Origin of the sequence: Streptomyces beigongshangae, assembly GCF_019710745.1 — a bacterium.
Lineage (GTDB): Bacteria > Actinomycetota > Actinomycetes > Streptomycetales > Streptomycetaceae > Streptomyces > Streptomyces beigongshangae.
Genome location: NZ_JAHKJW010000023.1, coordinates 121,781 through 148,377, shown reverse-complemented (window position 1 = coordinate 148,377; position 26,597 = coordinate 121,781). Strand labels below are relative to the sequence as shown.

19 protein-coding genes and 2 pseudogenes are annotated in these 26,597 nt (G+C 72.2%); 5 read left to right on the top strand and 16 right to left on the bottom strand.

From position 1 onward, the window contains the following. The 4 genes from KM933_RS19900 to rimP all read right to left on the bottom strand — a co-directional run. Window positions 1-252, bottom strand: a 252-nt coding sequence (locus KM933_RS19900; RefSeq protein WP_221354045.1) for a translation initiation factor IF-2 N-terminal domain-containing protein, incomplete at its 3' end; no start/stop codon positions are given. 146 nt (window positions 253-398) lie between these two features. Beyond that, window positions 399-695 (bottom strand): YlxR family protein, encoded by a 297-nt coding sequence (locus tag KM933_RS19895; RefSeq protein WP_221354044.1) that lies wholly within the window; start codon window positions 693-695, stop codon window positions 399-401. Between the two features lie 113 nt (window positions 696-808). Further along, window positions 809-1,831, bottom strand: coding sequence for a transcription termination factor NusA (nusA, locus tag KM933_RS19890; protein WP_221354043.1), 1,023 nt, complete (start codon window positions 1,829-1,831; stop codon window positions 809-811). 2 nt (window positions 1,832-1,833) lie between these two features. Next, window positions 1,834-2,385 (bottom strand): ribosome maturation factor RimP, encoded by a 552-nt coding sequence (gene rimP / locus KM933_RS19885; protein ID WP_221354042.1) that lies wholly within the window; start codon window positions 2,383-2,385, stop codon window positions 1,834-1,836. Window positions 2,386-2,593: 208 nt separating this feature from the next. Between rimP and KM933_RS19880 the strand changes: the two genes are divergently transcribed. Genes KM933_RS19880 through KM933_RS19870 form a run of 3 tightly spaced genes read left to right on the top strand, consistent with a single transcriptional unit; the run spans window position 2,594 to window position 4,647 of the window. Further along, a complete protein-coding gene (locus KM933_RS19880) occupies window positions 2,594-3,199 on the top strand; it encodes a hypothetical protein (RefSeq protein WP_221354041.1) in 606 nt (201 codons plus the stop codon). Further along, complete coding sequence (locus KM933_RS19875; protein WP_221354040.1) at window positions 3,196-3,705, top strand: ferritin-like domain-containing protein; 510 nt, start codon at window positions 3,196-3,198, stop codon at window positions 3,703-3,705. Before KM933_RS19880 ends, KM933_RS19875 begins: the two co-directional genes overlap by 4 nt. A gap of 36 nt (window positions 3,706-3,741) precedes the next feature. Further along, the gene (locus KM933_RS19870) at window positions 3,742-4,647 is read left to right on the top strand and encodes an aminoglycoside phosphotransferase family protein (protein ID WP_221354039.1); all 906 of its coding nucleotides are present in this window, start codon (window positions 3,742-3,744) and stop codon (window positions 4,645-4,647) included. A gap of 44 nt (window positions 4,648-4,691) precedes the next feature. Here the strand turns inward: KM933_RS19870 and KM933_RS19865 are convergent, their stop codons facing one another. From KM933_RS19865 to KM933_RS19830, 9 genes and pseudogenes are all read right to left on the bottom strand, one after another. Beyond that, complete coding sequence (locus KM933_RS19865) at window positions 4,692-6,389, bottom strand: proline--tRNA ligase (protein ID WP_221354038.1); 1,698 nt, start codon at window positions 6,387-6,389, stop codon at window positions 4,692-4,694. Between the two features lie 107 nt (window positions 6,390-6,496). After that, the gene (locus KM933_RS19860) at window positions 6,497-7,075 is read right to left on the bottom strand and encodes a GNAT family N-acetyltransferase (RefSeq protein ID WP_221354037.1); all 579 of its coding nucleotides are present in this window, start codon (window positions 7,073-7,075) and stop codon (window positions 6,497-6,499) included. A 118-nt stretch (window positions 7,076-7,193) separates the two neighbouring features. Beyond that, a complete protein-coding gene (locus KM933_RS19855; protein ID WP_221354056.1) occupies window positions 7,194-8,042 on the bottom strand; it encodes a GNAT family N-acetyltransferase in 849 nt (282 codons plus the stop codon). 195 nt (window positions 8,043-8,237) lie between these two features. Continuing rightward, the gene (gene ispG / locus KM933_RS19850) at window positions 8,238-9,395 is read right to left on the bottom strand and encodes a flavodoxin-dependent (E)-4-hydroxy-3-methylbut-2-enyl-diphosphate synthase (protein ID WP_221354036.1); all 1,158 of its coding nucleotides are present in this window, start codon (window positions 9,393-9,395) and stop codon (window positions 8,238-8,240) included. Window positions 9,396-9,562: 167 nt separating this feature from the next. Then, window positions 9,563-10,867 (bottom strand): M50 family metallopeptidase, encoded by a 1,305-nt coding sequence (locus KM933_RS19845; protein WP_221354035.1) that lies wholly within the window; start codon window positions 10,865-10,867, stop codon window positions 9,563-9,565. Beyond that, the gene (gene dxr, locus KM933_RS39435; protein ID WP_260333832.1) at window positions 10,864-12,153 is read right to left on the bottom strand and encodes a 1-deoxy-D-xylulose-5-phosphate reductoisomerase; all 1,290 of its coding nucleotides are present in this window, start codon (window positions 12,151-12,153) and stop codon (window positions 10,864-10,866) included. The genes KM933_RS19845 and dxr overlap by 4 nt, the downstream gene beginning before the upstream one ends. A 333-nt stretch (window positions 12,154-12,486) precedes the next feature. Continuing rightward, window positions 12,487-15,114 (bottom strand): annotated as a pseudogene (gene secA / locus KM933_RS39430) (preprotein translocase subunit SecA); the annotation flags it as partial. Between the two features lie 203 nt (window positions 15,115-15,317). After that, the gene (locus KM933_RS19835) at window positions 15,318-15,758 is read right to left on the bottom strand and encodes a hypothetical protein (RefSeq protein ID WP_221354033.1); all 441 of its coding nucleotides are present in this window, start codon (window positions 15,756-15,758) and stop codon (window positions 15,318-15,320) included. A 150-nt stretch (window positions 15,759-15,908) separates the two neighbouring features. Then, on the bottom strand, window positions 15,909-17,855 hold the full coding sequence (locus tag KM933_RS19830; protein WP_221354032.1) for an acyl-CoA dehydrogenase family protein: 1,947 nt from the start codon (window positions 17,853-17,855) through the stop codon (window positions 15,909-15,911). 321 nt (window positions 17,856-18,176) lie between these two features. Between KM933_RS19830 and KM933_RS19825 the strand changes: the two genes are divergently transcribed. Beyond that, the gene (locus tag KM933_RS19825) at window positions 18,177-19,190 is read left to right on the top strand and encodes a LacI family DNA-binding transcriptional regulator (protein ID WP_221354031.1); all 1,014 of its coding nucleotides are present in this window, start codon (window positions 18,177-18,179) and stop codon (window positions 19,188-19,190) included. A 129-nt stretch (window positions 19,191-19,319) separates the two neighbouring features. Next, window positions 19,320-21,407 (top strand): annotated as a pseudogene (locus tag KM933_RS19820) (glycoside hydrolase family 31 protein). Window positions 21,408-21,486: 79 nt separating this feature from the next. On the opposite strand, the gene KM933_RS19815 reads toward KM933_RS19820, so the two are convergent. From KM933_RS19815 to KM933_RS19805, 3 genes are read right to left on the bottom strand one after another with little or no spacing between them, the layout of a single operon-like run. Next, window positions 21,487-22,206, bottom strand: coding sequence for a glycoside hydrolase family 12 protein (locus KM933_RS19815; protein WP_221354030.1), 720 nt, complete (start codon window positions 22,204-22,206; stop codon window positions 21,487-21,489). Then, complete coding sequence (locus KM933_RS19810; protein ID WP_221354029.1) at window positions 22,188-24,542, bottom strand: glycosyl hydrolase family 95 catalytic domain-containing protein; 2,355 nt, start codon at window positions 24,540-24,542, stop codon at window positions 22,188-22,190. The genes KM933_RS19815 and KM933_RS19810 overlap by 19 nt, the downstream gene beginning before the upstream one ends. Further along, window positions 24,539-26,536, bottom strand: a complete 1,998-nt coding sequence (locus KM933_RS19805; RefSeq protein ID WP_221354028.1) for a beta-galactosidase — start codon at window positions 26,534-26,536, stop codon at window positions 24,539-24,541. Before KM933_RS19805 ends, KM933_RS19810 begins: the two co-directional genes overlap by 4 nt. Window positions 26,537-26,597: the final 61 nt, after the last annotated feature.

Sequence of the window (26,597 nt, the reverse complement as noted above, 5' to 3'; positions counted from 1 at the left end):
GGTGACCGGGCCCGGACGGGCGGCCTGCGCCGGGGAGGGCGCGGCCGGCCTGGCGGGCGAGGCCTTGCGCGGGGCGGGCCTGCCGCCGCCGCTGCCCTGCTGGAGGGCGTCGGTCAGTTTGCGTACTACAGGCGCCTCGATCGTCGAGGACGCCGAACGGACGAATTCACCGAGTTCCTGGAGCTTGGCCATGACGACCTTGCTCTCCACTCCGAACTCCTTGGCGAGTTCGTATACCCGGACCTTAGCCACTTCGCTCCTTTTAGGTCCGGGTTGCGTCCGGACCGTCGCTACTTCATGGGCGTACTCATCGCGTGCTCATCGAGTGCTCATCGCAATCTCGACCTACTTCCAACTCGCGGGGTACCAGGGCCGCACGGGGTTCCGCGCGGCTCTCCTTACGGTGTTGCCTGCTCGGCAACTGTCTGCCGCTCGACGTGATGGCGCAACGCCTTTGTGTCGAGCGGCCCCGGGACACGCAGCGCCCGCGGGAACGCCCGGCGGCGGACCGCCAGGTCGATGCAGACCAGGGCGGGGTGTACATACGCACCCCGGCCGGGCAGCGTACCGCGAGGATCGGGGACGCAGTCGACCCCGGCCGCCACGGTGCGCAGCAGATCGGTCTTGGCCGCCCGCTTCCGGCACCCCACACAGGTGCGTTCAGGGCATGCTCCGGCATGCGTCCGGCCAGACACTTCTAAGTCTACCTCCCTGCACCGACCTCACCCCTTTGGGGCAAGTATCGAACAGTTGCCGCGCATAAAACTGTCGTGATCCACACCACCCGCGGCTTGGATCCGTTCCCCGGTCAGTCCGCGTCGCGGCCGCCGGGCCGGTCGCCGCCCTGGTCACCCGTCTGCTCGGTGTCGGGGCGGATGTCGATGCGCCAGCCGGTCAGCCGGGCGGCGAGCCGGGCGTTCTGCCCTTCCTTGCCGATCGCCAGCGACAGCTGGTAGTCCGGGACCGTCACGCGCGCGGAGCGGGCCGCGAGGTCCACGACCTCGACCTTGGAGACCCGGGCCGGGGAGAGCGCGTTGCCCACCATGTCCGCGGGGTCGTCCGACCAGTCGACGATGTCGATCTTCTCACCGTTCAGCTCGGCCATGACGTTGCGCACACGCCCGCCCATGGGGCCGATGCAGGCGCCCTTGGCGTTCAGCCCCGACCGGGTGGACCGGACGGCGATCTTCGTGCGGTGGCCGGCCTCACGGGCGATGGCCGCGATCTCGACGGATCCGTCGGCGATCTCCGGCACCTCCAGGGCGAAGAGCTTCTTCACCAGGCTGGGGTGCGTGCGGGAGAGCGTCACGGACGGACCGCGTACCCCCTTCGCCACCCGTACGACGTACGACCGCAGCCGCATGCCGTGCTGGTACGACTCGCCCGGGACCTGCTCCTGCACGGGCAGGATGGCCTCCAGCTTGCCGATGTCGACCAGCACGTTCTTCGGGTCGCGGCCCTGCTGGACCACACCGGTGACGATGTCGCCCTCGCGGCCCGCGTACTCGCCGAGCGTCGCGTCGTCCTCCGCGTCCCGCAGGCGCTGCAGGATGACCTGCTTGGCGGTGGTCGCGGCGATCCGGCCGAAGTCCGACGGCGTGTCGTCGAACTCGCGCGCCTCCTGCCCCTCCTCCAGGTCGGCCGGGTCCTCCTTCGCCCACACGGTCACGTGGCCGGTCTCCCGGTCGAGCTTCACGCGCGCGTGGCGGCGGCTTCCCTCGGTGCGGTGGTAGGCGATGAGGAGGGCCGACTCGATCGCCTCGACCAGCAGGTCGAAGGAGATCTCCTTCTCCCGCACCAGACCCCGCAGGGCACTCATGTCGATGTCCACGGCTACGCCTCCTCTTCTTGGTCCATGGCGGCGTTCCCGTCCACGTCACCACTCTTGTCGTTCGTGTCGTTCGTGTCGTTCCTGCGGTTGAACTCGACCTGGACGCGCGCCTTGGCGACGTCCTCGAAGGCGAGCCTCCTGGCGGTGGGTCTGCGCCCCTTCACGCCGGGCACCTCGACGTCCGTACCCCCGTCGTCGACCGTGATGATCCTCGCGACGAGTTCGTCACCATCCCTCAGCCGGAACTTCACGAGGCGGCCGGTGGCACGTACGTAGTGGCGGTGTTCCGTCAGCTCGCGCTCGGCGCCGGGCGTCCCGACCTCCAGGGTGTACTCGCCCTCGCCCATGGCGTCGGTCTCGTCGAGCCTCGCCGAGAGCGCGCGGCTCACATCGGCGATCGCGTCGAGGTCCGCTCCCCCGTCGGAGTCGACGACGACACGCAGCACGCGCTTACGCCCGACCGAGTCCACTTCGATCTCTTCGAGATCGAGTCCCTGCGAGCTGACGAGCGGTTCCAGGAGCTCTCGCAGCCTGTCGCTCTGGGTGGTGCTCATCCGGGTGACTCCTCGGCCGCGTGTGCTGTTGTGGGTAGGTCGCGTGTCAGGTCAAAGGGTATCCGGTCGCGGGGGGTGTTGCCGTCCACCGGGACCCGCCCGGCGGCGGGGCGGCGCCGCTGGTGGGCGCCGGGGCGGCACACGGGTACCGTGATCAAGGGCCTGCCGCCCGCTTCCGTCCGTACGAGCCCTGACGAGGACGTCTGCCGTGCCGTTCACCCTGCCGTCGCGCACCCCTGCGGGCCCGCGCCGAAGGAGCCTGCTCGCCGGGGCCGCGGGCGCGGGTGCCGCGCTGCTCGCCGGCTGTTCCGGCACCGATTCCCCCTCCGGGACCGACGAGGACGCGGCCGCCGCCTCGCGGGCACGCGCGCGTGCGGCCCGTGACAGCGAGCGGCTCGCGGAGCGGTACGAGGCCGTGCTCGCCGCGCATCCCGCGCTGGGCGACCGGCTGTCACCGCTGCTGGCTGAGGTCGTACGGCACGCCGAGGCGTTCCGCGGCGGCGGACCGGCCCCGGACTCGGCGTCGGCGACCCCCGCCGCCGACGCCGCCGACCCCTCGGAGGGATCCTCCGCGGAGCCGTCCGCGAGCGCCTCGCCGTCCTCCTCCCCCAAGACGCCCGAGGCGCCCGAGGTCCCCGAGGTGCCGGCGACGCGGAAGGAGGCCCTGAGCGCCCTCGCCGCGGCCGAGCGGGAGCTGACGGACCGGCGCACGAAGGCGCTGGCCGACGTACCGGGCGAGCTGGCCCGGCTGCTGGCCTCGGTGGCCGCGGCCGGTGCGGGGCACGCCTTCTTGCTGACGGAGGACGAGAAGTGAGCGGTTCCGGCGGGGCGGGAGCAGCGGAGCGGGTCCGCGCGGCACGGGCGGAGGCGTCGGCGGAGCTGACGGCCGCGCAGGCCGCGCTCGGGGCCGAGCACGCCGCCGTGTACGGCTACGGCGTCGTGGGCGGCCGGGTCCGCGAGGAGCGGCGGGCCGAGGCGCGGGCCGCCCACGACGCGCACCGGGCGCGCCGGGACGAGCTGGCGCGGACCGTGCGGGACCTGGGCGGGAGGCCCGAGCCGGCGGCGGCCGCGTACGCGCTGCCGTTCCCGGTGACGGACCCGGAGTCGGCCGTGCGGTTCGCCGCCGAGCTGGAGGACCGGGTGGCCGGGGTCTACTCGGATCTCGTGCGGGCCGCCGGGGGCGAGCGGCGGCACGCGGCGGCGCAGGCCCTGCGGGAGGCAGCGGTGCGGGCGGTGCGCTGGCGCGGCGGGAGCGTAGCCTTCCCTGGTCTCGCCGAGCGGTCGGCCACCACCACCGCGCCGGCGGCACCGACCTCGTGACGCGTCCAGGGAGCCAGGGAAGGGAACGACTCGCGCATGCCTTTCGAACCGCCGCCGCGTCTGGTCAGGGCGCTGGGAGAGACGGCGCCGAGCGGTGACGACTGGCTGGAGAAGCTGCCCCGGACGGCCGAACAGGCCCTCGTGGAGCGCGAGTCGGCCGTGGAGCGTGTGCAGGTCCCCGGCGGGCGCAGCAGTCTGGTGATCCTGGTCCGGTTGCCGGACGGCACCCCCGCCGTGCTGAAGCTGGCACCGCGCCGGGCCCGTCCGAAGAGCGAGCGGGCCGCGCTGGCGCACTGGGACGGCCGGGGCGCGGTACGCCTCCTGGAGCCGGCCGGCGCCGAGGGCGTCCTGCTCCTGGAACGGCTGCATCCGGATGTGTCCGTGCGGTCGCTGCCGGAGGCCAGGTCGATGCTGGAGGCGGCGGGGACGCTGCGCAGGCTCTGGGTCGAGCCGCCCGCGGACCATGTCTTCGAGACCGTGGCCGAGCGCACCGGCAGACAGGCCGCGGCGATGCGGGCGGACGCCGGCGCGGGCGCCGACCCGCAGGCGGCGGCGCTGGTCGACGCGGCCCTCGCGGTGCGCGGGGAGCTGCTGGCGGACCCGCCGCAGACCCGTCTGCTGCACGGCACCTTCCGGCAGAGCAAGGTCCTGGCCGGCGGGCGCAGCCCCTGGCTGGCCGTCGGGCCCGACCCCGTGGTCGGCGAGTGCGCCTTCGACCTGGCCCGGCTGGTCCGCGACCGGGTGGAGGACCTGATCGCCTCCCCGTCCGGGGCCGTCACCACCCGCAGGCGGGTGAAGCGGCTCGCGGAGTCCCTGGACCTCGATCAGGAGCGGCTGCGCGGCTGGACGCTGTTCCGGGCCGTGGAGTCGGGTGTGCGGGCCCGGCGCGTGGGCCGGCCGCGCGACGCCGACCTGCTGCTGGAGTTCGCCTCCTGGCTGTAGGCCCGGGGCCGGCCGTCCGGTGACGGCCGGCCCCGGGGCCCGGACTACTTCGCCGTGAGGCGGGCGAGGGCCTCGTCCACCGTCAGCTCCTCGCGCTCCCCGGTACGGCGGTCCTTCAGCTCCAGGACGCCCTCGGCCGAACGCCGGCCGGCCACCAGGATCTTCGGTACGCCGATGAGCTCGGCGTCGGTGAACTTCACCCCGGGCGAGACCCCCGCGCGGTCGTCCACGAGCACCCGTACGCCCGCGTCGCCCAGCCGCTGCGAGACGTCCAGTGCCAGTTCGGTCTGGAGGGCCTTGCCCGCCGCGACGACGTGGACGTCGGCCGGGGCGATCTCTGCGGGCCAGACCAGGCCCTGCTCGTCGGCGTGCTGCTCGGCGAGCGCGGCGACCGCGCGCGAGACGCCGATACCGTACGAGCCCATGGTGACGCGGACCGGCTTGCCCTGCTGTCCGAGCACGTCGAGCTGGAGGGCGTCGGCGTACTTGCGGCCGAGCTGGAAGATGTGGCCGATCTCGATGGCGCGGTCCAGCTTGAGGCCGGTGCCGCAGACGGGGCAGGGGTCGCCCTCCTGCACGACGACCGCGTCGACGTACGCGTCGACCTCGAAGTCACGGCCCGCGACGACGTTCCTCGCGTGCACGCCCTCCTTGTTGGCGCCGGTGATCCAGGCGGTGCCGGGGGCGACGCGCGGGTCGGCGAGGTAGCGGACCTTCTCCAGTCCCTGCGGGCCGACGTAGCCGCGGACGAGGTCGTCGCGGCCCGTGAAGTCCTCGGCCGTGACGAGTTCGACGGCGGCGGGGGCGAAGTGCGCCGCCACCTTGTCCATGTCGACCTCACGGTCGCCGGGCACGCCGATCGCCACGATCTCGCCGTCCACCTTGACGAGCAGGTTCTTCAGGGTGGCGGAGGCCGGTACCTCCAGGTGCGCGGCGAGCGTCTCGATGGTCGGGGTGTCGGGGGTGGGGATCTCCTCCAGGGCGGAGGTCCCGGCCGCGTCGACGGGCTTCAGCGGGTGGGTGATCGCCTCGGTGTTGGCGGCGTAGTCGCAGTTCGGGCAGTCGGCGAAGGTGTCCTCGCCGGCGGCGGCCGGGGCGAGGAACTCCTCGGACCTGGAGCCGCCCATGGCGCCCGCGGTGGCCGCGCAGATGCGGTAGTCCAGACCGAGGCGCGCGAAGATCTTCCGGTACGCCTCGCGGTGCAGGGCGTACGACTCGGCCAGGCCCTCGTCCGCCGTGTCGAAGGAGTACGAGTCCTTCATCAGGAACTCGCGGCCGCGCAGGATGCCGGCGCGCGGGCGGGCCTCGTCGCGGTACTTGTTCTGGATCTGGTAGAGGATCACGGGCAGGTCCTTGTAGGACGTGCACTGGTCCTTGACCAGGAGGGTGAAGATCTCCTCGTGCGTCGGGCCGAGGAGGTAGTCGCCGCCCTTGCGGTCGTTCAGGCGGAACAGTTCGGGGCCGTACTCCTCCCAGCGTCCGGTCGCCTCGTAGGGCTCCTTCGGAAGCAGGGCGGGGAGGGTGACCTCCTGGGCGCCGATGGCGTCCATCTCCTCGCGGACGACCCGCTCCACGTTGGCCAGCACCTTCTTGCCCAGCGGCAGCCAGGACCACAGGCCGGCGGCCGTGCGGCGGACGTAGCCGGCGCGCACCAGCAGCTTGTGGCTGAGCACCTCGGCGTCCGCCGGGTCGTCACGCAGTGTCTTGACCATCAAACGGGACATGCGCTGGACCTGGGCCATGGTTCTCGACTCCTGCTGCGTATAGGTGATGGCTAGGAGGTTAGCCCGGTGTCCGGCGTCGCCGGAAATCCGTTTCGGTGATGTCGGCGAGGTCGGCGGGGACCTCGTCAGCGGCGGCGCAGGGGCAGCGGGGCGCCCATCACCGCGTACGGCTTGGGCGCGCTGGGGAACAGGACCCGTACGGCCAGGTCCTGGTAGCCGAGCGAGCGGTACAGCCCGCGGGCGGGGCTCTCCGTGTCGATGGCCGACAGGATCGAGCGCGGTTCGGCGGCGCCGTCCGTGATGGTGGTGATGAGGGCGCGGCCGGCCCCGCGGTTCTGGAAGTCCGGGTGGACGTGCAGTTCGGTGATCACGAAGGAGTCGTCGAGCCAGTCCTCGTGCCCCTGGGCACGCAGGCAGGGCTCGACGACGGTGGACCACCAGTGCGCGCGGTCGTTGGGCATGCCGTAGACGAAGCCCGCGAGCCGGCCGTCGGCGGTGGTGGCGCCGAACGCGCGGGCGCCGGGGTAGGTGAGGTGCCGCAGCACGATCTGGCGCCGTACGGCGACCTCGTCCGCGCCGAGTCCGAAGGCGACGGCCTGGACGTTCAGCGCCTCGTCGACGCGGGCCGACAGGTCCAGGGGGCCGATGACGATGTCGTCGGGGGTGGGCGGGCCCTGACCGGGCTGACCGGGGAAGCGCAGCATGACCGGAGACTACCCGGGTGTCTGCACTGCTCGGGCTGCGCGGGCCGTGGTTTCGTCCGGTGCGGGTCCGATGTGGCCGACCGCGCGGCTCCCCGGGCCCTGGAGGGGTCCGGGCCCCTCAGAACAGGACGCTCATGAACGCGCCGGTCTCCTGGAAGCCGACCCGCCGGTACGTCGCCCGGGCAGGTGTGTTGAAGTCGTTGACGTAGAGGCTGACCAGGGGGGCCACGTCGGCGAGGGCGTAGCGCAGGACGGCCGCCATGCCGGGGGCCGCGAAGCCCCGGCCGCGGTACTCGGGGGCGACCCAGACCCCCTGGATCTGGCAGGCCCGCGGGGTGGCGGCGCCGATCTCCGCCTTGAAGACGACCCGGCCGTCGCCGTCGACGCGGGCGAACGAGCGCCCGGAGCCGACGAGTTCGGCGACCCGTGCCTGGTAGAGCAGGCCGCCGTCGCCCGCGAGCGGGGAGACGCCGACCTCCTCCGTGAACATCGCCACGCACGCCGGCATGATCGTCTCCATCTCGTCCTTGCGGATGCGGCGGACGTACGGATCCGGGGTGAGGCCGGCGGGCAGCCGGTCGGCGACCATCAGGGGCTGGTGCGGCCTGACCTCGCGTGCGGGGCCCCAGCTGGGTTCGAGGAGGCGCCAGAGCAGGGACGTGGCCTCGGCGGGGCCCACGATGGAGGAGCAGCGGCGGCCCGCCCTGCGGGCGCGGTCCGCGAAGGCCCGGACGGCCCGGGGGGTGGCGCAGATCGGGACGAGGTTGGCACCGGCGTAGCAGAGGGACGTCAGCATGCCGTCCTCGTACCAGCCCCACATCTCGCCGCCGAGGCGCCAGGGGTCCAGGCCCGCCACCTGGACGCGGGAGGTGACGAAGGCGTTCGCCACCGGCTCGCGGTCGAGGACGGCGAGCGCGGCGTCCAGGTCGCCCGGGTCGAGGACCCTGGTGGTCGTCTGCGTCAACACGTACGGGGCCTTCACCATCAGATCTGCTGGTTCCCGCACTGTACCTGCCGGGTCCCGCCCCTGCCGTCCCCGGGGCTGTGCCCCGGGGTCCCGAGGCGCGGCACCGGCGTCGTGCGGCTCCGCCGCACGGGCGCGGCCCGGGGGCACCTCCCGGCCGGAGGCGGGGGACCTCCGCGCCCCCGCAGGCCGGACCCGTCAGCCGGCGACCGAGACGGACGGTTCCCCGGAGGGGATCCCGTCGGCCTCCATCTGCTCCGCGATCTTCATCGCCTCGTCGATCAGGGTCTCCACGATCTTCGACTCCGGGACCGTCTTGATGACCTCGCCCTTGACGAAGATCTGGCCCTTGCCGTTGCCGGAGGCGACGCCGAGGTCGGCCTCGCGGGCCTCGCCCGGACCGTTCACCACGCAGCCCATGACCGCGACGCGCAGCGGCACTTCCATGCCCTCCAGGCCCGCGGTGACCTCCTCGGCGAGCTTGTAGACGTCGACCTGGGCGCGTCCGCAGGACGGGCACGAGACGATCTCCAGGCGGCGCTGCTTGAGGTTCAGCGACTCCAGGATCTGCATCCCGACCTTGATCTCCTCGACCGGCGGGGCGGAGAGGGAGACCCGGATGGTGTCGCCGATGCCCTCGCTGAGCAGCGCCCCGAAGGCGACCGCCGACTTGATCGTGCCCTGGAAGGCGGGGCCCGCCTCGGTCACGCCGAGGTGCAGCGGGTAGTCGCAGGCGGCGGCGAGCTGCCGGTAGGCGTTGACCATGACCACGGGGTCGTTGTGCTTGACCGAGATCTTGATGTCCCGGAAGTCGTGCTCCTCGAAGAGCGACGCCTCCCACAGCGCCGACTCCACCAGCGCCTCGGGCGTCGCCTTGCCGTACTTCTGGAGGAGGCGCTTGTCGAGGGAGCCGGCGTTGACCCCGATGCGGATCGGCGTACCGGTGTCCTTGGCGGCCCGCGCGATCTCCTTGACCTGGTCGTCGAACTGCTTGATGTTGCCGGGGTTCACCCGCACCGCGGCGCAGCCGGCGTCGATCGCGGCGAACACGTACTTCGGCTGGAAGTGGATGTCGGCGATGACCGGGATCTGCGACTTGCGGGCGATGGTGGCGAGCGCGTCGGCGTCGTCCTGCGTGGGGCAGGCGACGCGGACGATCTGGCAGCCGGACGCGGTCAGCTCGGCGATCTGCTGGAGCGTGGCACCGATGTCCGACGTACGCGTCGTCGTCATCGACTGCACCGAGACGGGCGCGTCTCCCCCCACGGCCACGGTCCCGACCTGGATCTTGCGGCTCTTGCGGCGCTCGGCGAGCTTGGTCGGAACGGACGGCATGCCGAGTGAAATCGCGGTCATCTGCTGTGCAACCCCAAGGTAAGGATTCGGTCGGTCCTGAAAGCTGACGGGCTCCAGTCACCGAGATTACGGCAACCACGAAGACAGGAGCACATTCCCCGGGTACGAGCACTCGATGGGGGACGGCCGGACACGTATCGTGTCCGGCCGCGGCCAACCGGGTATGACTAGGAGATGCGGACGGGGTTAACGACGTCCGCGATCAGCACCAGGATCGTGAAGCAGATGAAGATCCCGGCCACCACGTACGCGACGGGCATCAGCTTCGCCACGTCGAACGGGCCCGGGTCCGGGCGCCGCAGCACCTTCGCGGCGTTGCGCCGCAGCGACTCCCACAGGGCGCCCGCGATGTGCCCGCCGTCGAGGGGCAGCAGCGGGAGCATGTTGAACAGGAACAGGGAGAGGTTGAAGCCCGCGACGAGGAACAGCATCATCGCGATCTGGTTCTCCGGCGGGATGTCCAGCGTGAAGACCTCGCCGCCGACGCGCGCCGCGCCGACCACGCCCATCGGGGAGTCCGCCTCGCGTTCGCCGTCGCCGAAGGCCGCGTCCCACAGGGCGGGGACCTTGGAGGGCAGGGCGATCAGCGACTCCACGCCGTTCTGCATCATGTCGCCCATGCGGTCCACGGACTGCCCGAACGACTGCTGGACGATGCCGGAGGCGGGGGTGAAGCCGAGGAAGCCGGCGTACACGTACTTGCCCTCGACGTAACCGCCGTCGCCGTCGGACTCGCTGACCTGGTTGCGGATGAGGTGGGCGGAGAGGTCCAGCCGCCTGCCGTCGCGCTCGACGGTCAGCGTGACGTCCTTGCCGGGGTTGGCGCGGATGTCGGACTGGAGGGCGGACCAGTCGGTCACCTTCTCGCCGTCGAACGCGACGATCTCGTCACCGCCCCGGAGGCCGGCCGCCTTGGCGGGTGCGGGCGTGTCGCCCGCCCGGCACTCGGACCGGGCCTCGCTCTGCTCGATGACGCAGTCGGAGACCTTGCCGACCGTGGTGGTCTGGGTCTGGACGCCGAAGCTCATCATCACGCCGAGGAAGATCACGACGGCCAGGATCAGGTTCATGAAGGGGCCGGCGAACATCACGACGACGCGCTTCCACGGCTTGCGCGTGTAGAAGAGCCGCTTCTCGTCGCCGGGCTGCAGCTCCTCGAACGACTGCGCCCTGGCGTCCTCGATCATGCCGCGCCACGGGGAGGTGGAGCGGGCCTCCAGCCGGCCGTCCGGGCCGGGCGGGAACATCCCGATCATGCGGATGTAGCCGCCGAGCGGGATCGCCTTGATCCCGTACTCCGTCTCCCCCTTCCTGCGCGAGAAGATCGTCGGGCCGAAGCCGACCATGTACTGCGGCACGCGGATGCCGAACAGCTTGGCCGTGGAGAGGTGCCCCAGCTCGTGCCAGGCGATCGAGAAGAGCAGGCCGACCGCGAAGACGACTATGCCGAGGATCATCATCAGGGTCGTCATGCACGGGCCTCCGCCGTCGTCATGGCTGTCGTGTGGGCCTTCGTCCGGGCTGTCGCCCGTGCTGTCAGTTCACGGGCCCGGGCGCGGGCCCAGGTCTCCGCTTCGAGGACGTCCGCGACGGTGAGCGAGGTTCCCGTACGGGGGGTGCCGTGCTCGGCGACGACCTCCGTGACGGTCTCCATGATCCCGTTGAACGGCAGCGTGCCGTTCAGGAACGCGTCCACGCATTCCTCGTTGGCGGCATTGAACACCGCCGGGGCCGTGCCCGCGAGCTCCCCGACGTGCCGGGCGAGCCCCACCGACGGGAACGCGTCGTCGTCGAGGGGGAAGAACTCCCAGCTCGACGCCTTCGTCCAGTCGAAGGCGGGCGCCGCGCCCGGGACGCGCCCGGGCCAGCCCAGACCTATGGCGATCGGCCCCCGCATGTCGGGGGGCGTCGCCTGGGCCATCGTCGATCCGTCCGTGAACTCCACCATCGAGTGGACATACGACTGCGGGTGCACGACCACCTCAATGCGGTCGAAGGAAATGTCGTAGAGGAGGTGCGCCTCGATGACTTCGAGGCCCTTGTTGACGAGGGTCGCGGAGTTGACGGTGATGACCGGTCCCATGGCCCAGGTGGGGTGCGCGAGGGCGTCCTCGGGGGTGACGTCTGCCAGCTCGGCCTTCGTACGTCCTCTGAAGGGGCCGCCGGAGGCGGTGACGACGAGCTTGCGTACGTCGGCCCTGGTGCCGGCGGCCAGCGCCTGGAACAGGGCGGCGTGCTCGGAGTCCACGGGGATGATCTGGCCCGGCGCGGCCAGTGCCTTCACCAGGGGGCCGCCGACGATGAGCGACTCCTTGTTGGCGAGCGCGAGGGTGCGGCCCGCCTCCAGGGCGGCGAGGGTGGGGGCGAGGCCGATGGAGCCGGTGATGCCGTTCAGGACGGTGTGGCCCTCGGAGGCGGCGAGGTGGGTGGCGGCGTCCGGTCCGGCCAGCAGTTCGGGCAGCGGCTCCCCTGCTCCGTACCGCGTGGTCAGGGCCTCGCGCAGTGCCGGTACGGCGTCCTCGCGCGCCACGGCCACGGTCCGCACGCGGAGCCGGTGCGCCTGTTCGGCGAGCAGCTCCACCCGTCCGCCGGCCGCGGAGAGCCCGGTGACCCGGAACCGGTCGGGGTTGCGCAGCACGAGGTCGATGGCCTGGGTGCCGATCGATCCGGTGGAGCCGAGGATCACGACGTCCCGGCTTCCGGTCACGGGATCGAAGACGAGATGCGGATCGGCGAGGGGGGCTGGACTGTCGGTCATCCCCCCATTGTCGCCGCAACCGCACGGCAGAGGGACAGGGGCGTCCGGCCCGTGTCCCCATGAGGGGCAGGGGCCGCCCACGAGGGGCGCGAAGCGCACTGAGGGGCGCGGAGAACTGCGCGACAAGCCCCCACCACCCCGCAGCCGCCCACGAACCCGCAGGCCCTCTACTTCTTGCGCTTCCGCCGCCCCCGGGACCGGGCACCCCGCTGCGGACGCGGCTGCGCGCCGGCCACACCCCCCGCCGGAGGCCCCGGCACGGAATCGGCCGGTGCGAGGTCCCCCTCGACCACCNCCCGCCGGAGGCCCCGGCACGGAATCGGCCGGTGCGAGGTCCCCCTCGACCACCCCCTCCGCCGTGTCCAGCGTGGGCGCGCTGAAGCGCAGCCCGTCCGTCCGCCGGCCGGCCTCCAGGGATTCCTGGCCCCCGCCGGGCCCGCCCGCCGCGTCCAGGTTGAACACGTACCCGACGGACTCCTCCTTGATCGCCTCGTTCATCGCGCCGAACATGTCGTAGCCCTCGCGCTCGTACTCGACGATCGGCTCCCGGCCGAGCGTCCACCGCAGACCGATCCCGTCCCGCAGGTAGTCCATCTCGTACAGGTGCTCGCGCCATTTGCGGTCCAGGACCGACAGCACCACGAGCCGCTCCAGATCACGCAGGGCGTCCGCGCCGAGTTCGGCCTCGCGCTCCTCGTAGCGGGCGTGGACGTCGTCGATGACGGCGTCGGCGAGCCCCTCGGCGGTGAGGTCGGACCGGTCGCCCGCGGCGTCCTCCAGGTCCTCGACGGTGATCCCGACCGGGTAGAGCTGCCCGAGGGCGCCCCACAGCCGCTCCAGGTTCCACTCCTCGGGGAACCCCTCGGCGGTCTCCTGGGCGACGTACGCCCGGACGGTGTCGTCCATGAAGTGGAGGATCTGCTCGCGCAGGTCCTCCCCGGCCAGCACCCGGCGGCGTTCGGCGTAGATGAGGGTGCGCTGCCGGTTGAGCACCTCGTCGAACTTGAGCACGTCCTTGCGGGACTCGAAGTGGTGCTGCTCCAGCTGGGACTGGGCGGAGGCGATGGCCCGGGTGACCATCCTGTTCTCGATGGGGACGTCGTCGGGGACGTTCGCCATCGACATCACGCGCTCGACGACCTGGGCGCGGAACAGCCGCATCAGGTCGTCCTCCAGGGAGAGGTAGAAGCGGGAGGCCCCGGGGTCGCCCTGGCGGCCGGAGCGGCCGCGCAGCTGGTTGTCGATGCGGCGCGACTCGTGGCGCTCGGTGCCGAGGACGTACAGCCCGCCCAGCTCCTTCACCTCGCCGTGCTCGGCCAGGGCCGACTCCTTGATCCGGCCGAGGATCTCCCGGTGCTCGTCCGGGCTCTCCTCGGGGGTGAGCCCGCGCCGGTCCAGTTCCGCGAGCGCCATGGCCTCGGGGTTGCCGCCGAGCATGATGTCGGTGCCGCGGCCGGCCATGTTGGTGGCCACGGTGACCGCGCCCCTGCGGCCGGCCTGGGCCACGATCTGCGCCTCGCGCCGGTGGTTCTTCGCGTTGAGCACCTCATGGCGGATGCCGCGCCTCTTCAGCCGTGCGGCGAGGAGCTCGGACTTCTCGACGGAGGTGGTGCCGACGAGGACCGGCTGGCCCTTGTCGTGCCGGTCGGCGATGTCGTCGAGGATCGCCGTGTACTTGGCCTCGGCGGTCCGGTAGATCTGGTCCGGGTCGTCGGTGCGGGCCATCGGCCGGTTGGTGGGGATCGGCACCACCTGCAGCCGGTAGATCTGGTGGAACTCGGCGGCCTCCGTCATGGCGGTGCCGGTCATCCCGGCGAGCTTCCCGTAGAGGCGGAAGAAGTTCTGGAGGGTGATCGTGGCGAGGGTCTGGTTCTCCTCCTTGACCGTCACCCCCTCCTTGGCCTCGATGGCCTGGTGCAGGCCCTCGTTGTAGCGGCGGCCGGCGAGGATGCGGCCGGTGTGCTCGTCGACGATGAGCACCTCGCCGTCGACGACGACGTAGTCCTTGTCCTTCCTGAAGTGCTCCTTGGCCCTGAGCGCGTTGTTCAGATGCCCGATCAGGGGCGTGTGGTCGGACTCGTAGAGGCTCTCGATGCCCAGCTGGTCCTGGAGGAACTCCACCCCGCGGTCCAGGATCGCCACGGTGCGCTTCCTGGGGTCGTACTCGTAGTCGTGGGTGGCGCGCAGCCCGGCGAGGCGTTCCTTGTCGGCGGGGGTGGTGAAGTTCTCGTCCTGGACGGCGACCCCCCGCATCCGGGTGACCATCCTGGCGAACGCCTCGTACCAGTGCGTGGGCCGGTCGGCCGGGCCGGAGATGATCAGCGGGGTGCGGGCCTCGTCGATGAGGATGGAGTCGGCCTCGTCGACGATCGCGAAGTGGTGGCCGCGCTGCACGAGTTCGTCCCTGGACCAGGCCATGTTGTCGCGCAGGTAGTCGAAGCCGAACTCGGTGTTGGTGCCGTAGGTGATGTCGCAGGCGTACTGCGCGCGCCGCTCGGCCGGGGTCGACTGCGTTCTGATGACGCCCACGCTGAGTCCGAGGAAGCGGTAGGCCCGGCCCATCCACTCGGCGTCGCGCTGGGCGAGGTAGTCGTTGACCGTGACGAGGTGGACGCCCTTGCCGGTCAGGGCGTTCAGGTAGACCGGCAGGGTGGCGACCAGGGTCTTGCCCTCGCCGGTCTGCATCTCGGCGATGTTGCCGAGGTGGAGGGCCGCGCCCCCCATGAGCTGTACGTCGAAGTGGCGCATCCCGAGGGTGCGGCGGGCGGCCTCGCGCATCGCGGCGAAGGCTTCCGGCAGCAGGTCGTCCAGGCTCTCCCCGGCCTCGTACCGCTCCTTGAACTCCGGTGTGAGGGACCGCAGTTCGTCGTCGGTCAGCGCCCGGAAGTCCTCTTCGAGGGAGTTCACCTGGTCGGCGGCGCGCTGGAGCCTGCGCAGGATCCTTCCCTCGCCGGCCCGCATGATCCGGCCGGTGATGTTGTCGAGACCGAGTACCGGCACTGGATTACCCCCATCTCACCGACGCGGACCGAATCGGTCCGCCTGCTCCTGATGCACCGATCTTTTATTCACCGACCCCTGATCCGTCGATCTTCAATTTTCGGATCCTGAATTCTCGTTCTCAGATCTCGAATTCACGGATCTTGAATTCGCGGATCCCTGATTCATCGGCCGGCGTCCACGCACATGCGTATCCAGCGGTTCGCCCGCTGGAGAATGCGGACGCCCTGCTGATTCGCCTTGATCACCTCGCGCAGCACGGGATCCCGCGCGTACTCCAGCGCGCCGCCGAAGAGCTGGTGGATCACGGGCCGCTCGCCCGGCCGTCCGGCGTCGAGCAGGAAATCGACGTCCCTGAGATCCATCCGCCGCACGGGCAGCGGGTCGAAGGAGGCGACGGACGGCCGCGGTTCCTCGTCGAGGAGCGCGAGCGCGCAGTCGTTCAGCAGGACGGCGAGCGCGTCCCGGTGTGCCTCGAAGGTCCTCGGCGCGCTCTGGCGCAGCTTGTCGGCCAGGGGCCGGACCTCGTTCCGCACCGTCCGCAGCGCCCGTACGACCTCGGCCTCCGCCAGGTGCCGTCGCGCTTCCCCGCGAGCCCGCGCCAACTGGACAGAAATTCCCCGACCGTGTTCTTCCCCCGCACCGTGGCGCATGTCCCGTCCCCGTTCGCCATTCCTCTCATTGTCGACGCACACCTCCGGTGCGGCAAGCAGCAGAAGGGCGACGGGGACGGCAGTGAATTCCTGGGGGAAAAATCAGCGGACGGGGCGGTGGACGTTCTCCTTCCCGGACGCCCCGGGTGTGGCGTCGGCGATCCAGGGGCCCTCCCCCGACGGGTCGACGATCCCGTTCTCCAGCCAGGTGTAGGCACCGCCGAGGACGCCCCTGACGACCTTGTGGTCGAGGTCGTCGGTGTTGGACCACAGGCGGCCGAAGAGCTCCTCCACCCGGATGCGGGACTGGTTGCAGAAGGCGTCCGCGAGCTGGTACGCCTCGCGGCCGTACGCCTCGGTGGTGCGCAGGAGCTCGGCGCGGACGCAGGCGGCGCTCATCGCGAACAGTTCGGCGCCGATGTCGACGATCCGGCCGAGGAAGCCCTGCTTGGTCTCCAGCCGGCCCTGCCAGCGGGACATGGCGTAGAAGGTGGAGCGGGCGAGCTTGCGGGCGGAGCGCTCCACGTACCGGAGGTGGCCGGACAGGTCGACGTGGCCCGGCGGGTGGAACTCCCCGTACGAACGCGGCAGCTGTCCGGGGCCGGCGACCAGCTTGGGGAACCACTTGGCGTAGAAGACCCCGGCGTTCGCGCCCGCCCTCGCCTTGTCCGTCAGGGACTTCTCGGGGTCGATGAGGTCACCGGCCACGGAGAGGTGGGCGTCGACCGCCTCGCGGGCGATCAGCAGGTGCATGATCTCCGTCGAGCCCTCGAAGATGCGGTTGATGCGCAGATCGCGCAGCACCTGTTCGGCGGGGACGGCCCGTTCGCCGCGGGCGGCGAGCGAGTCGGCCGTCTCGAAGCCGCGGCCGCCGCGGATCTGGACCAGCTCGTCGGCCATCAGCCAGGCCGTCTCGGATCCGTAGAGCTTGGCGAGGGCGGCCTCGATGCGGATGTCGTTGCGGTCCTCGTCGGCCATCTGGGACGACAGGTCGAGGACGGCCTCCAGGGCGAACGTGGTCGCCGCGATGAAGGAGATCTTCGCGCCCACGGCCTCGTGGTGGGCGACCGGCTTGCCCCACTGCTCCCGCACGGACGACCACTCGCGGGCGATCTTCAGACACCACTTGCCGGCGCCGACGCACATGGCGGGCAGCGAGAGCCGCCCGGTGTTGAGCGTGGTCAGGGCGATCTTCAGTCCGGCGCCCTCGGGGCCGATGCGGTTCGCGGCGGGCACCCGGACCCGGTGGAAGCGCGTGACGCCGTTCTCCAGGCCGCGCAGCCCCATGAACGCGTTGCGGTGCTCGACGGTGACGCCCTCCGCCGCGGCCTCCACGACGAAGGCGGTGATGCCGCCCTTGTGGCCGTCGGACCTCGGCACCCGCGCCATCACGACCAGCAGGTCCGCGACGACGCCGTTGGTCGTCCAGAGCTTCACCCCGTCGAGGACGTAGTCCTCACCGTCCGGCACGGCGCTGGTCGCCAGGCGTGCCGGGTCGGAGCCCACGTCCGGTTCGGTGAGCAGGAAGGCGGAGATGTCGGTGCGGGCCAGCCGCGGCAGGAAGGCGTCCTTCTGCTCCTGGGTGCCGAAGATCTTCAGCGGCTGCGGCACGCCGATCGACTGGTGCGCGGAGAGCAGCGCGCCGAGCGCCGGGTTCGCGGAGCCGACCAGGGCGAGCGCCTTGTTGTAGTAGACCTGCGTCAGACCGAGGCCGCCGTACTTCGTGTCGATCTTCATGCCGAGGGCGCCGAGCTCCTTGAGGCCGTTGATCACCTCGTCGGGGATCCGGGCCTCCCGCTCGATGAGCGCGGAGTCGACCTTCGTCTCGCAGAAGTCGCGCAGCCTGGCGAGGAACTCCTCACCGCGGCGGGCGTCCTCGTCGGGGGGCATCGGGTGGGGGTGGATCAGGTCGAGCCGGAAGCGGCCGAGGAACAGTTCCTTGGCGAAGCTCGGTTTGCGCCAGTCCTGCTCCCGAGCGGCCTCGGCGACCTGCCGGGCCTCGCGTTCGGTGACAGCGGGCTGGTGGGGTGTTGCGGACAAGAGGATCACCTCGCCGCGAATAGGGATCTTGGTCCGGTACGTTACCGACCGGTGCTACTCGATCGTATGTACCGGATTCCGGGCGTCCCCACCAGTCCTGGCACACCATTCGGAGCAGGGCGGGTCCCACTCGTCCGCAGCCGTCCCCGCACACGCACCCGCACCCCGCGCCCGCCCGCGCGGGCACCGACGGCGACCGACGGACGGAGTCGAAGCGCTTCGACAACCTATGGACACCCTCCCCCCTTCAAGCTACTGTCGAACCACTCCACTTCCCCTTTGTCCCTCGGGTGCGCTGTCGAAGCGCTTCACCAACAGCTTGGAGAGCGGATGGTCACCCTCGCCGAGGTCGCCCAGCACGCCGGAGTCTCGGCGAGCACGGTGAGCTACGTCCTCAGCGGCAAGCGGTCCATCTCCGCGGGCACCCGGGAGCGGGTCGAGCAGAGCATCCAGCTGCTGGGATACCACCCCAACGCGGGCGCCCGGGCACTGGCAAGCAACCGGTCCAACATCATCGCGCTGATGATCCCGCTCCGCACGGACATGTACGTACCCGTGATGATGGAGATCGCCATCGCGGTGACGACCTCGGCGCGCGCCCACGGGTACGACGTGCTGCTGCTCACCGGCGAGGAGGGCCCCGACGCCGTGCGCCGGGTCACCGGGAGCGGGCTCGCCGACGCGATGATCCTGATGGACGTCGAACTCGACGACGGGCGGCTGCCGTTGCTCCGCGACACCACACAGCCGTCCGTCCTGATCGGGCTCCCCGCCGACACCAGCGGTCTGACCTGTGTGGACCTCGACTTCGGCGCGACGGGCGCCCTGTGCGCCGAGCACCTCGCGATGCTCGGGCACCGTGACATCGCCGTCATCGGCGAGGCGCCCGCGGTGTACGAGCGGCACACGGGGTTCGCCGAGCGCACGCTCGACGGACTGCGGTCCCGGTCGCGGGAGCTGGGCCTGCGGGTGCTGCACCGTCCGTGCGAGGGCGGCTTCGACGCCATGTCCCTGACCCTGGCGCGGGTCTTCGACGAGCGCCCCGGCACCACGGGCTTCGTCGTGCAGAACGAGTCCGCGGTCGAGCCGCTGCTCGCGCTGCTGCGCCGGCAGGGCCGGGCCGTGCCCGAGGACGTGTCGGTGATCGCGATCTGCCCGGACCAGGTCGCCGTCCAGGCTTCTGTGCGGCTGACCTCGGTCGCCATCCCGGCCCAGGAGATGGGCCGCGGTGCGGTGGAACACCTGATCGCCAAGCTGGAGGGGCGCGGCACGGACGACGTCGTACTCATCGCGCCCGAGCTGACGGTCCGGGCGAGCACGGGTCCGGCCCCGGCCGCCCCCTGAGCCGGCCGCGCCCTCCGTACCGCGCCACCCCGCACCGCCTGCACCGTCCCGCGCCTCCTCGTCCCGCACCGCCTCCCCCGCGTACGCCGCCGGGGCCCGTCGCCACTCCTTCCTCCAGGAGGACTCCGTATGAATCATCCTGTCGAGAACCAGCACGAACAGCCGGGCCAGAGCCGGCACGGGCAGCCCGGTCAGGGGTCCGCGAGTCTCGCCCAGTCCTCCCCCACCGTCGGCACGTTCCGCGAGCACGGCGGCGCGCTGGAGTGGAGCGGCCGCCAGGAGACCGTGCGCATCGAGCCGTGGGGCCCCGACGCCGTCCGGGTCCGGGCCAGGCTCGGCGGGCCCGTCCTGGAGGGCCTGCCCGCCGCCGTGCTCGACGAGCCGCCCGCCGCCGGGAGCGTCACCGTCAGGATCGAGGACGGGCGAGGTCTGCTGACCGTCGGCGCGCTGACCGTCGAGGTCGACGCCGAGGGCCTGGTCCGCTTCGTCCGCACCGCCGACGGGGGCGAGCTCCTCGCCGAGGAGCGCGCTCACTTCTAGTGGCCGGGCCCGCGCCTCTACACCCCCGTCGGCAACGGGTACCACCGTCTGGAGCAGCGCTTCGCCGCGTACGAGGGCGAGAAGCTGTACGGCCTGGGGCAGCACCAGCACGGGCTGCTCGACCAGAAGGGCACCGTCCTGGACCTGGTCCAGCGCAACGCCGAGGTGACCGTCCCGGTCCTCACGTCGAACCGCGGCTACACCCTGCTGTGGAACAACCCGGCGATCGGGCGCGTGGAGCTCGCGCACAACGGCACGCGCTGGGTGGCGGACTCGGCCCGGCAGATCGACTACTGGATCACGGCGGGCGCTCCGGCCGACGCGCAGCGCCGGTACAGCGCGGTGACCGGCCGCACGCCGATGCTGCCCGGGTGGGCGGCGGGCTTCTGGCAGTGCAAGCTGCGCTACCGCACCCAGGACGAACTCCTGGGAGTGGCCCGGGAGTACAGCCGCCGGGGTCTGCCCATCGACGTCATCGTCTGCGACTTCTTCCACTGGACGCACCTGGGCGACTGGAAGTTCGACCCGGCCGAGTGGCCGGACCCGGCGGCGATGCAGCGGGAGCTGGCGGAGCTCGGCATCAAGCTCGTCGTGTCCGTCTGGCCGTCCGTCTCCCCGCTCTCCGGGAACCACCGGCTGATGGAACAGCGCGGCTGGTTCGTCGGCACGCAGTACGGACCCGTGGCGCACGCCGACTGGCCGGACAAGGAGGTCGCCTCCACGGTCCAGGTCGCCTTCTACGACGCGACGAACCCTGAGGCACGCGCGTTCCTGTGGTCCCGGATCAGGGAGAACTACGTGGAGCCGTACGGGATCACGTCCTTCTGGCTGGACGCCTGCGAGCCCGAGCTGAAGCCGGGTTTCCAGGAGAACCTGCGCTACTGGGCGGGCCCCGGTCTCGAAGTGGGCAACATGTACCCGCGCGAGAACGCCCGCGCCTTCCACGAGGGCATGCTGGCGGCCGGCGAGAGCGAGGTCGTCACCCTCAACCGCTCGGCCTGGGCGGGCAGTCAGCGCTACGGCGCCGCCCTGTGGTCCGGAGACATCGGCACGGACTTCGCGACCCTGCGCCGCCAGGTCGCGGCGGGCCTCAACACCTCGCTGTCCGGCATCCCCTGGTGGAACACCGACATCGGCGGCTTCCACGGCGGCGACCCGGACGACCCGGCGTACCGCGAGGTCATGATCCGCTGGTTCCAGTTCGGCGCGCTGTCGCCCCTGATGCGCCTGCACGGCTTCCGCGACCCGGGCACCCCGCTCGGCCCGGCGATGACCGGCGGCCCGAACGAGGTGTGGTCGTACGGGGAGGAGGCCGGGATCATTCTGGAGAAGTACCTCCACCTGCGCGAGCGCCTGAAGCCGTACGTGCTGGAGGTGATGCGGGAGGCGCACGAGGAGGGGCTGCCGGTGATGCGGCCGCTGTTCCTGGAGTTCCCCGAGGACCAGCCGGCCTGGTCGGTGGACGACGCGTACCTCTTCGGCCGCGATCTGCTGGTCGCCCCGGTGCTCACGGCGGGCGCGACGGTCCGCACGGCGTACCTCCCGGCGGGCGCGCGCTGGACGGACGCGTGGACCGGTGAACCGTACGAGGGGGGCGCGGCCGTGACCGTCGACGCGCCGCTGGACCGCATCCCGCTGTTCCTGCGGGACGGGGCGCGGCTGCCCGTGGCGGAGTAGGCGGCGGGGGCGGCGGGACGCGGGTGCGGCCGGCTCCGGGGAGGGGGCCGGCCGCACCGTCACGTCCGCCGGACGCGGGTCAGCTGCTGCTGACGGTCAGGTTGTCGGTGCGGAAGTCCAGACCGCCGGACGAGGACGTGATCTCGTAGCCGAACTGGACGTCGCCGATGGTCTCGTTGCCCATCCAGCCCTTGGTGTCCTTGATCCACTTCAGGATCGGCAGGATGTTGACGGTGCCGGAGCTGGAGTCCGAGGTGCGCAGGAACGAGAAGACCTCGTTCGCGCCGTTGTTCCCCTTGTAGACGGACCAGGTGTGACCGCCGAGGGTGACGTTGCCCTGGGAGGTGCCGAGCGGGCCGACGGCTCCGTTGTGGTTGACCCAGAGCATGATCTCGTAGTCGTAGTCGGTGTCCCAGATGTCGTACGAGGTGTTGTACGCGCCGCCCGGCGGGACCGTGACGCTGTAGCTGCTGGACAGCGAGCCGATCGAGGTGATCGGCTTGTTGATCACCTTCTTGGAGTTGGGGTACGACTTGATGCCGCCGGTGTCGGGGTGGTCGGCCCACACCCCCCAGTTGGTGCCGGAGTTGGCCCAGACGCACTGGCTGCCGGCGCCGGAGCCCCAGATGTTGTTGTAGAGCGTGTAGCCGTTCAGGGTCGTGTTGCCCCACTGGTCGCAGGAGTTCCAGACCGCGGCGGAGGCGGGGGCGGAGGCCGGGCCGACGGTGACGCCGAGGGCGAGCGCGGGGGCCAGCAGGGCCTTGGTGATCCTCTTCGTGTTCAGCGTGCGTGGTGCCATGGTGTCCCTTCCATGGGTGGGGGGATGTGGGGGGTGGGTCTGCGGTGCGTCTGCCGCGGCCCCAGGGTGAGGACGCGGTCCTCCCCGGCGCGCAGGGAGAGCTGTCGCGCTCCGGAGGGGGTTCTCAGCTCGACGCGGCAGGTGCGGGCGGGCCGCACCACCGCGCGCGCTTCCCGTCCGCTCCAGTCGAGGTCGACCTCGGCGCCGAACCTGGTGCGCACCCCCCGCAGTCCGCCCGCCGGGAAGCCGGCGGGCAGCGCGGGCAGCAGGGCCAGCCGGCCGGGGGTGGACTGGACGAGCATCTCGACGAGCAGGGCGGGCAGGGTGTGCGCGGCGTCCGCGTTGTAGACGTCGCGGCCGGGGTAGTGGGCGCTCATGAGGGAGGCGTGGAAGAAGTCGCCCGCCAGCACCCGGCCGAGCGCGTGCGCGACCCGACCGCCGTCCCGCAGGCGGGCCGCGACGAGGGCGTGGTGCAGATGGCCGTGCGCGGAGTCGTTCTCGGTGCCCCGCAGTTCCAGGGCGCGGTGTGCGGCGGCGGCGAGTCCGGGGGTGTCGTAGGGGTTGATCTCGTCGAGGGGCCAGACGCCGTACAGATGGCTGAGGTGCCGGTGGTCGTAACGGTCTTCGAGGCCGGGCCAGGCCCACTCGGCGAGCGCGCCGTCCGCGTTGACGCGGTGCGGGGGCAGCCGCCCGGCGAGGGCGCGCCACCGGTCGGCGTCGGTGCCGGGGTGGTACTCCGCCGCCGTGAGCAGGGCGTGGCGGGCCGCGGAGAGGTCCATGGCGGCGTTGAGCGTGCCCCAGCTCGCGTTCACGGGGCGGTTCTCGGGCGAGTAGGAGGGCACGACGACGAGTCGGCCGTGCTCGTCCGTGCGGGTGAGGAAGTCCTCGTAGAAGCGCGCGACCTCGGCGAGGGCGGCGGCCAGTCGCGGGTCGCGCCCCCCGCGGGCCTCGTCGTGGTCGACGAGCGGCTTGAGCAGCCAGTCGGCGCCCGCGGTCCACAGGTGCAGGGGGTACTCACGGCTGAAGTGGTACGTGTGCCCGCACTCGCCGTCCGTGTGGGCCGGGGCGACGGCGCCCCGGGCGCCGAACACGGCGCGGGCGTTGTCCCGCCAGTGCGGCAGCTGCCCGTGGACCAGCGCGGCGTGGGCCTCCACGACCTCGGGCAGGGCGCCCGCGACGGCCGACGCCGTCTGCAGGTTGAGGTTGGCGTCCGTGGTGAAGGCGCCGGACCACGCGGTGTCCCAGTCGCCGGTCCACAGTCCGGTGAGCCGGGGCGGCAGCATCCCGCTGGAGGACAGCAGGTGGTAGCGGCCGGCCGCGAAGAGCCGTTCGAGGAGGGCCGGGCTGCCGGGCCGCGCGAGCAGTTCGGAGCCGGGCAGGGCGCGTTCGGTGTCGTCGGCGTCGAGGGTGAGCGAGACGCGGGTGTAGGCGGTGCGGTGCAGGCGCAGGTGGCGCTCCAGGAGCCGCTCGTACGGGTCGTCGCCGGCCGCCGGCAGCAGCCCGCGCAGGGCCCGGGCCCGCGCCACCGTGTCCACGTCCCCGGTGTGCCGCTCCAGGCGGGTCAGCAGCAGGACCGACGCGGCGCCCGTCACCCGCAGGCCGGGCGGGGCCAGCGTCGTACGGCCGCCGGTGACCAGGGCCAGGGTGACGCCGGTGTACGCCCGGTCGCTGCCGGGGTGGCGCACGCTCAGCGTGAGCACGGCGCCCCCGGGGGTGAGGAACGCGCCCTCGCCCACCGCGAGCCGGTCGGGGGCGCCGGGGAGCCGGTGGTCCAGCGTGATGTCCAGGACGGGTCCCGGCACGCTCACGTGCTGGACGATCACGTCGTCGGCGCGGGAGACGAAGACGCGGCTGCGCCCGCCCGCGCCGAGGGCCTCGGTGACGCCCGTGGTGAAGTCGACCGAGCGGCGGCAGCCGCCCTCCCGGCCGGACGGCCGCCGCAGCCGGATCCGGTAGGCGGGGTGGAAGGGCCGCACCCACTGCAGGGGACGCCCGTCCGTGAAGTCCTCGGCCGCGGCCGGGTCCCCGGCGAGCAGCCGGTCCTGGACGGCGGGCAGCCCGGCCGCCAGCTCCGGCGGCCCCGGGTGCCCGCCGTCGTGGGGGCGGACGAGGGTGTGATGGGTGACGATCACCCGGTCGTCGTACGGATCACCGAACACGAGGACCCCGTGGCGGCCGTTGCCGCTCAGGAAGGCGTCCTCCCAGCGACCGGCCGGGCCCGGCTCCCAGGTGCCGTGCGGCGAGGGGTAGGGGACACCCGCCGTACCGGTCGTGCCCGGTGTGCCGGTCGTGCCCGGTGTGCCGGTCGTGCCCGCCGTACCGGCCTTGCCGCTCACGGGGCGAGCACCGCCGCCCCGTGGCGGGGCAGCTCCAGGCGGCCGGTCACCGTCCGGTCGCCGAGCAGGTCGCGGTAGGTGCCCGGCAGCGCCACCCCGACCGGGTCGCGCCCGTGGTTGAGGACGAAGAGCAGGTCCCCCCGGCGTACGGCCTCCACCTGCGCGGGCAGCCCGTCGAGCACCGGCCGCACCCCCGCCCCGGCGGCCACGTCCGCCAGCAACTCGCGCAGCGCGGCGGGCTCGGGCAGCGTGGAGACGTACCAGGCGCGCCCCCTGCGCAGCACGGCGGGCAGTCCGTCGAGTTCGCCGCCCCGGTAGCGGGCGTGCGCGACGGCGTCCCCGGCCTCGATCTCCTCGGACCACAGCGTGCCCCGGAACCCGTCGCACCCGATGTGCTCCCCGGCGTCGAGCGGCCACCACTCGTGCAGGACGCGGATGCCGAAGAGGTCGCGCAGGCGCGCGTCCATGCCGCCGGGCCGCACCCGGTCGTCCTCGTCCGCGATCCCGGTGAGGAAGCCGCAGACCAGGGTGCCGCCGCCGCGCACGTACGCGACGAGGTTGTCGGCCGCGGCGTCGGTGAGGAGGTAGAGCTGCGGCACGACGACCAGCCGGTACCCGGACAGGTCGTGCTCGGGGTGGGCGAAGTCCGTGGTGAGGTGCGCCTCCCACAGGGCGCGGTGCCAGGCCCGCACGAGCTGCGCGGGGTCGACCTCGCGGGAGGGCCGGCCGTCCTGCGTGCCCGCCCACCAGGCGTTCCACTCGTGGAGGACCGCGACCTCGCAGGCCGAGTGCCGGCCGGCGACCGCGGGGCCGATACGGGCGAGTTCGGCGCCGAGCCGCCTGACCTCCTGGTGGGTACGCCCCCGCTCCCCCGCGTGACCCACCATGCCGGAGTGGAACTTCTCCGCGCCCTGCCGGGACTGCCGCCACTGGAAGTAGCAGACGGCGTCGGCGCCCCGGGCGACGGCCTGCAGCGACCAGAGCCGGTTGAGGCCGCGCGGCTTGGGCCGGTTCACGTCCCGCCAGTTGACCGCACCGGCCGCCTGCTCCATCAGCATCCACGGCCCGCGGGCCTGGGAGCGGGTCATGTCCTGGACGAGCGCGCCCTCCTGCGCGCCGAAGGGGTCGCGCGGGTCCGGGTAGAGGTCGACGGAGACGACGTCCTCCTCCCGCGCCCACCTCCAGGCGTCCTGGCCCGCCCACATCGGCATGAAGTTGGTGGTCACCGGCACGTCCGGCGAGTACCGGCGGACGATGTCGCGCTCGACGGCGTAACACTCCAGGAGCAGGTCGGAGGTGTAGCGCTTGAAGTCGAGCACCTGGGTCGGGTTGTTCAGGTGGTGGGCGCGGCGCGGCGGCAGGACCTCCTGCCAGTCGCCGTAGCCCTGGCTCCAGAAGGCCGTCCCCCAGGCCGTGTTGAGCGCGTCGAGCGTGCCGTACCTGTCCCGGAGCCAGCGGCGGAAGGTGACGGCCGCCTCGTCGCCCCAGTCGTAGGTGCAGTACTCGTTGTTGATGTGCCACATCGTGAGGGCGGGGTGGCCGCCGTAGCGGGCGGCGAGGTCCTCGGTGAGGGCGGCGGCGTACCGGCGGTAGGTGGCGCTGGAGTGCGAGAAGTGCTGCCGGCCGCCCCACCACTCGGTGCGGCCGTCCCGGTCGCGGGGCAGGGTGTCCGGGTGGAGCCGGCCCATCCAGGGCGGGGGCGAGGCGGTGGGGGTGGCGAGGACGACCCCGATGCCGTTCCCGTGCATGAGGTCCATCAGCCGGTCCAGCCAGCCGAAGTCCCGCTCGCCGGGCCGCGGTTCGAGCCTCGACCAGGAGAAGACGCCGAGGGTGACGGAGTTGACGCACGCCTCCTTCATGAGGCGCACGTCCTCGTGCCAGGTCTCCTCGGGCCACTGCTCGGGGTTGTAGTCACCGCCGAAGAGGAGCCGCCCACGGGTGACGCCGGCCAGCCCGGACCGCCCGTTCTTGCCGGTAGCGCTAGTCGTGCGCATGACATACCTCGTTCTGCCGGGAGGGGCGAGGAGTGCCCCGTCAGGGGTGCGGGGAACCGCG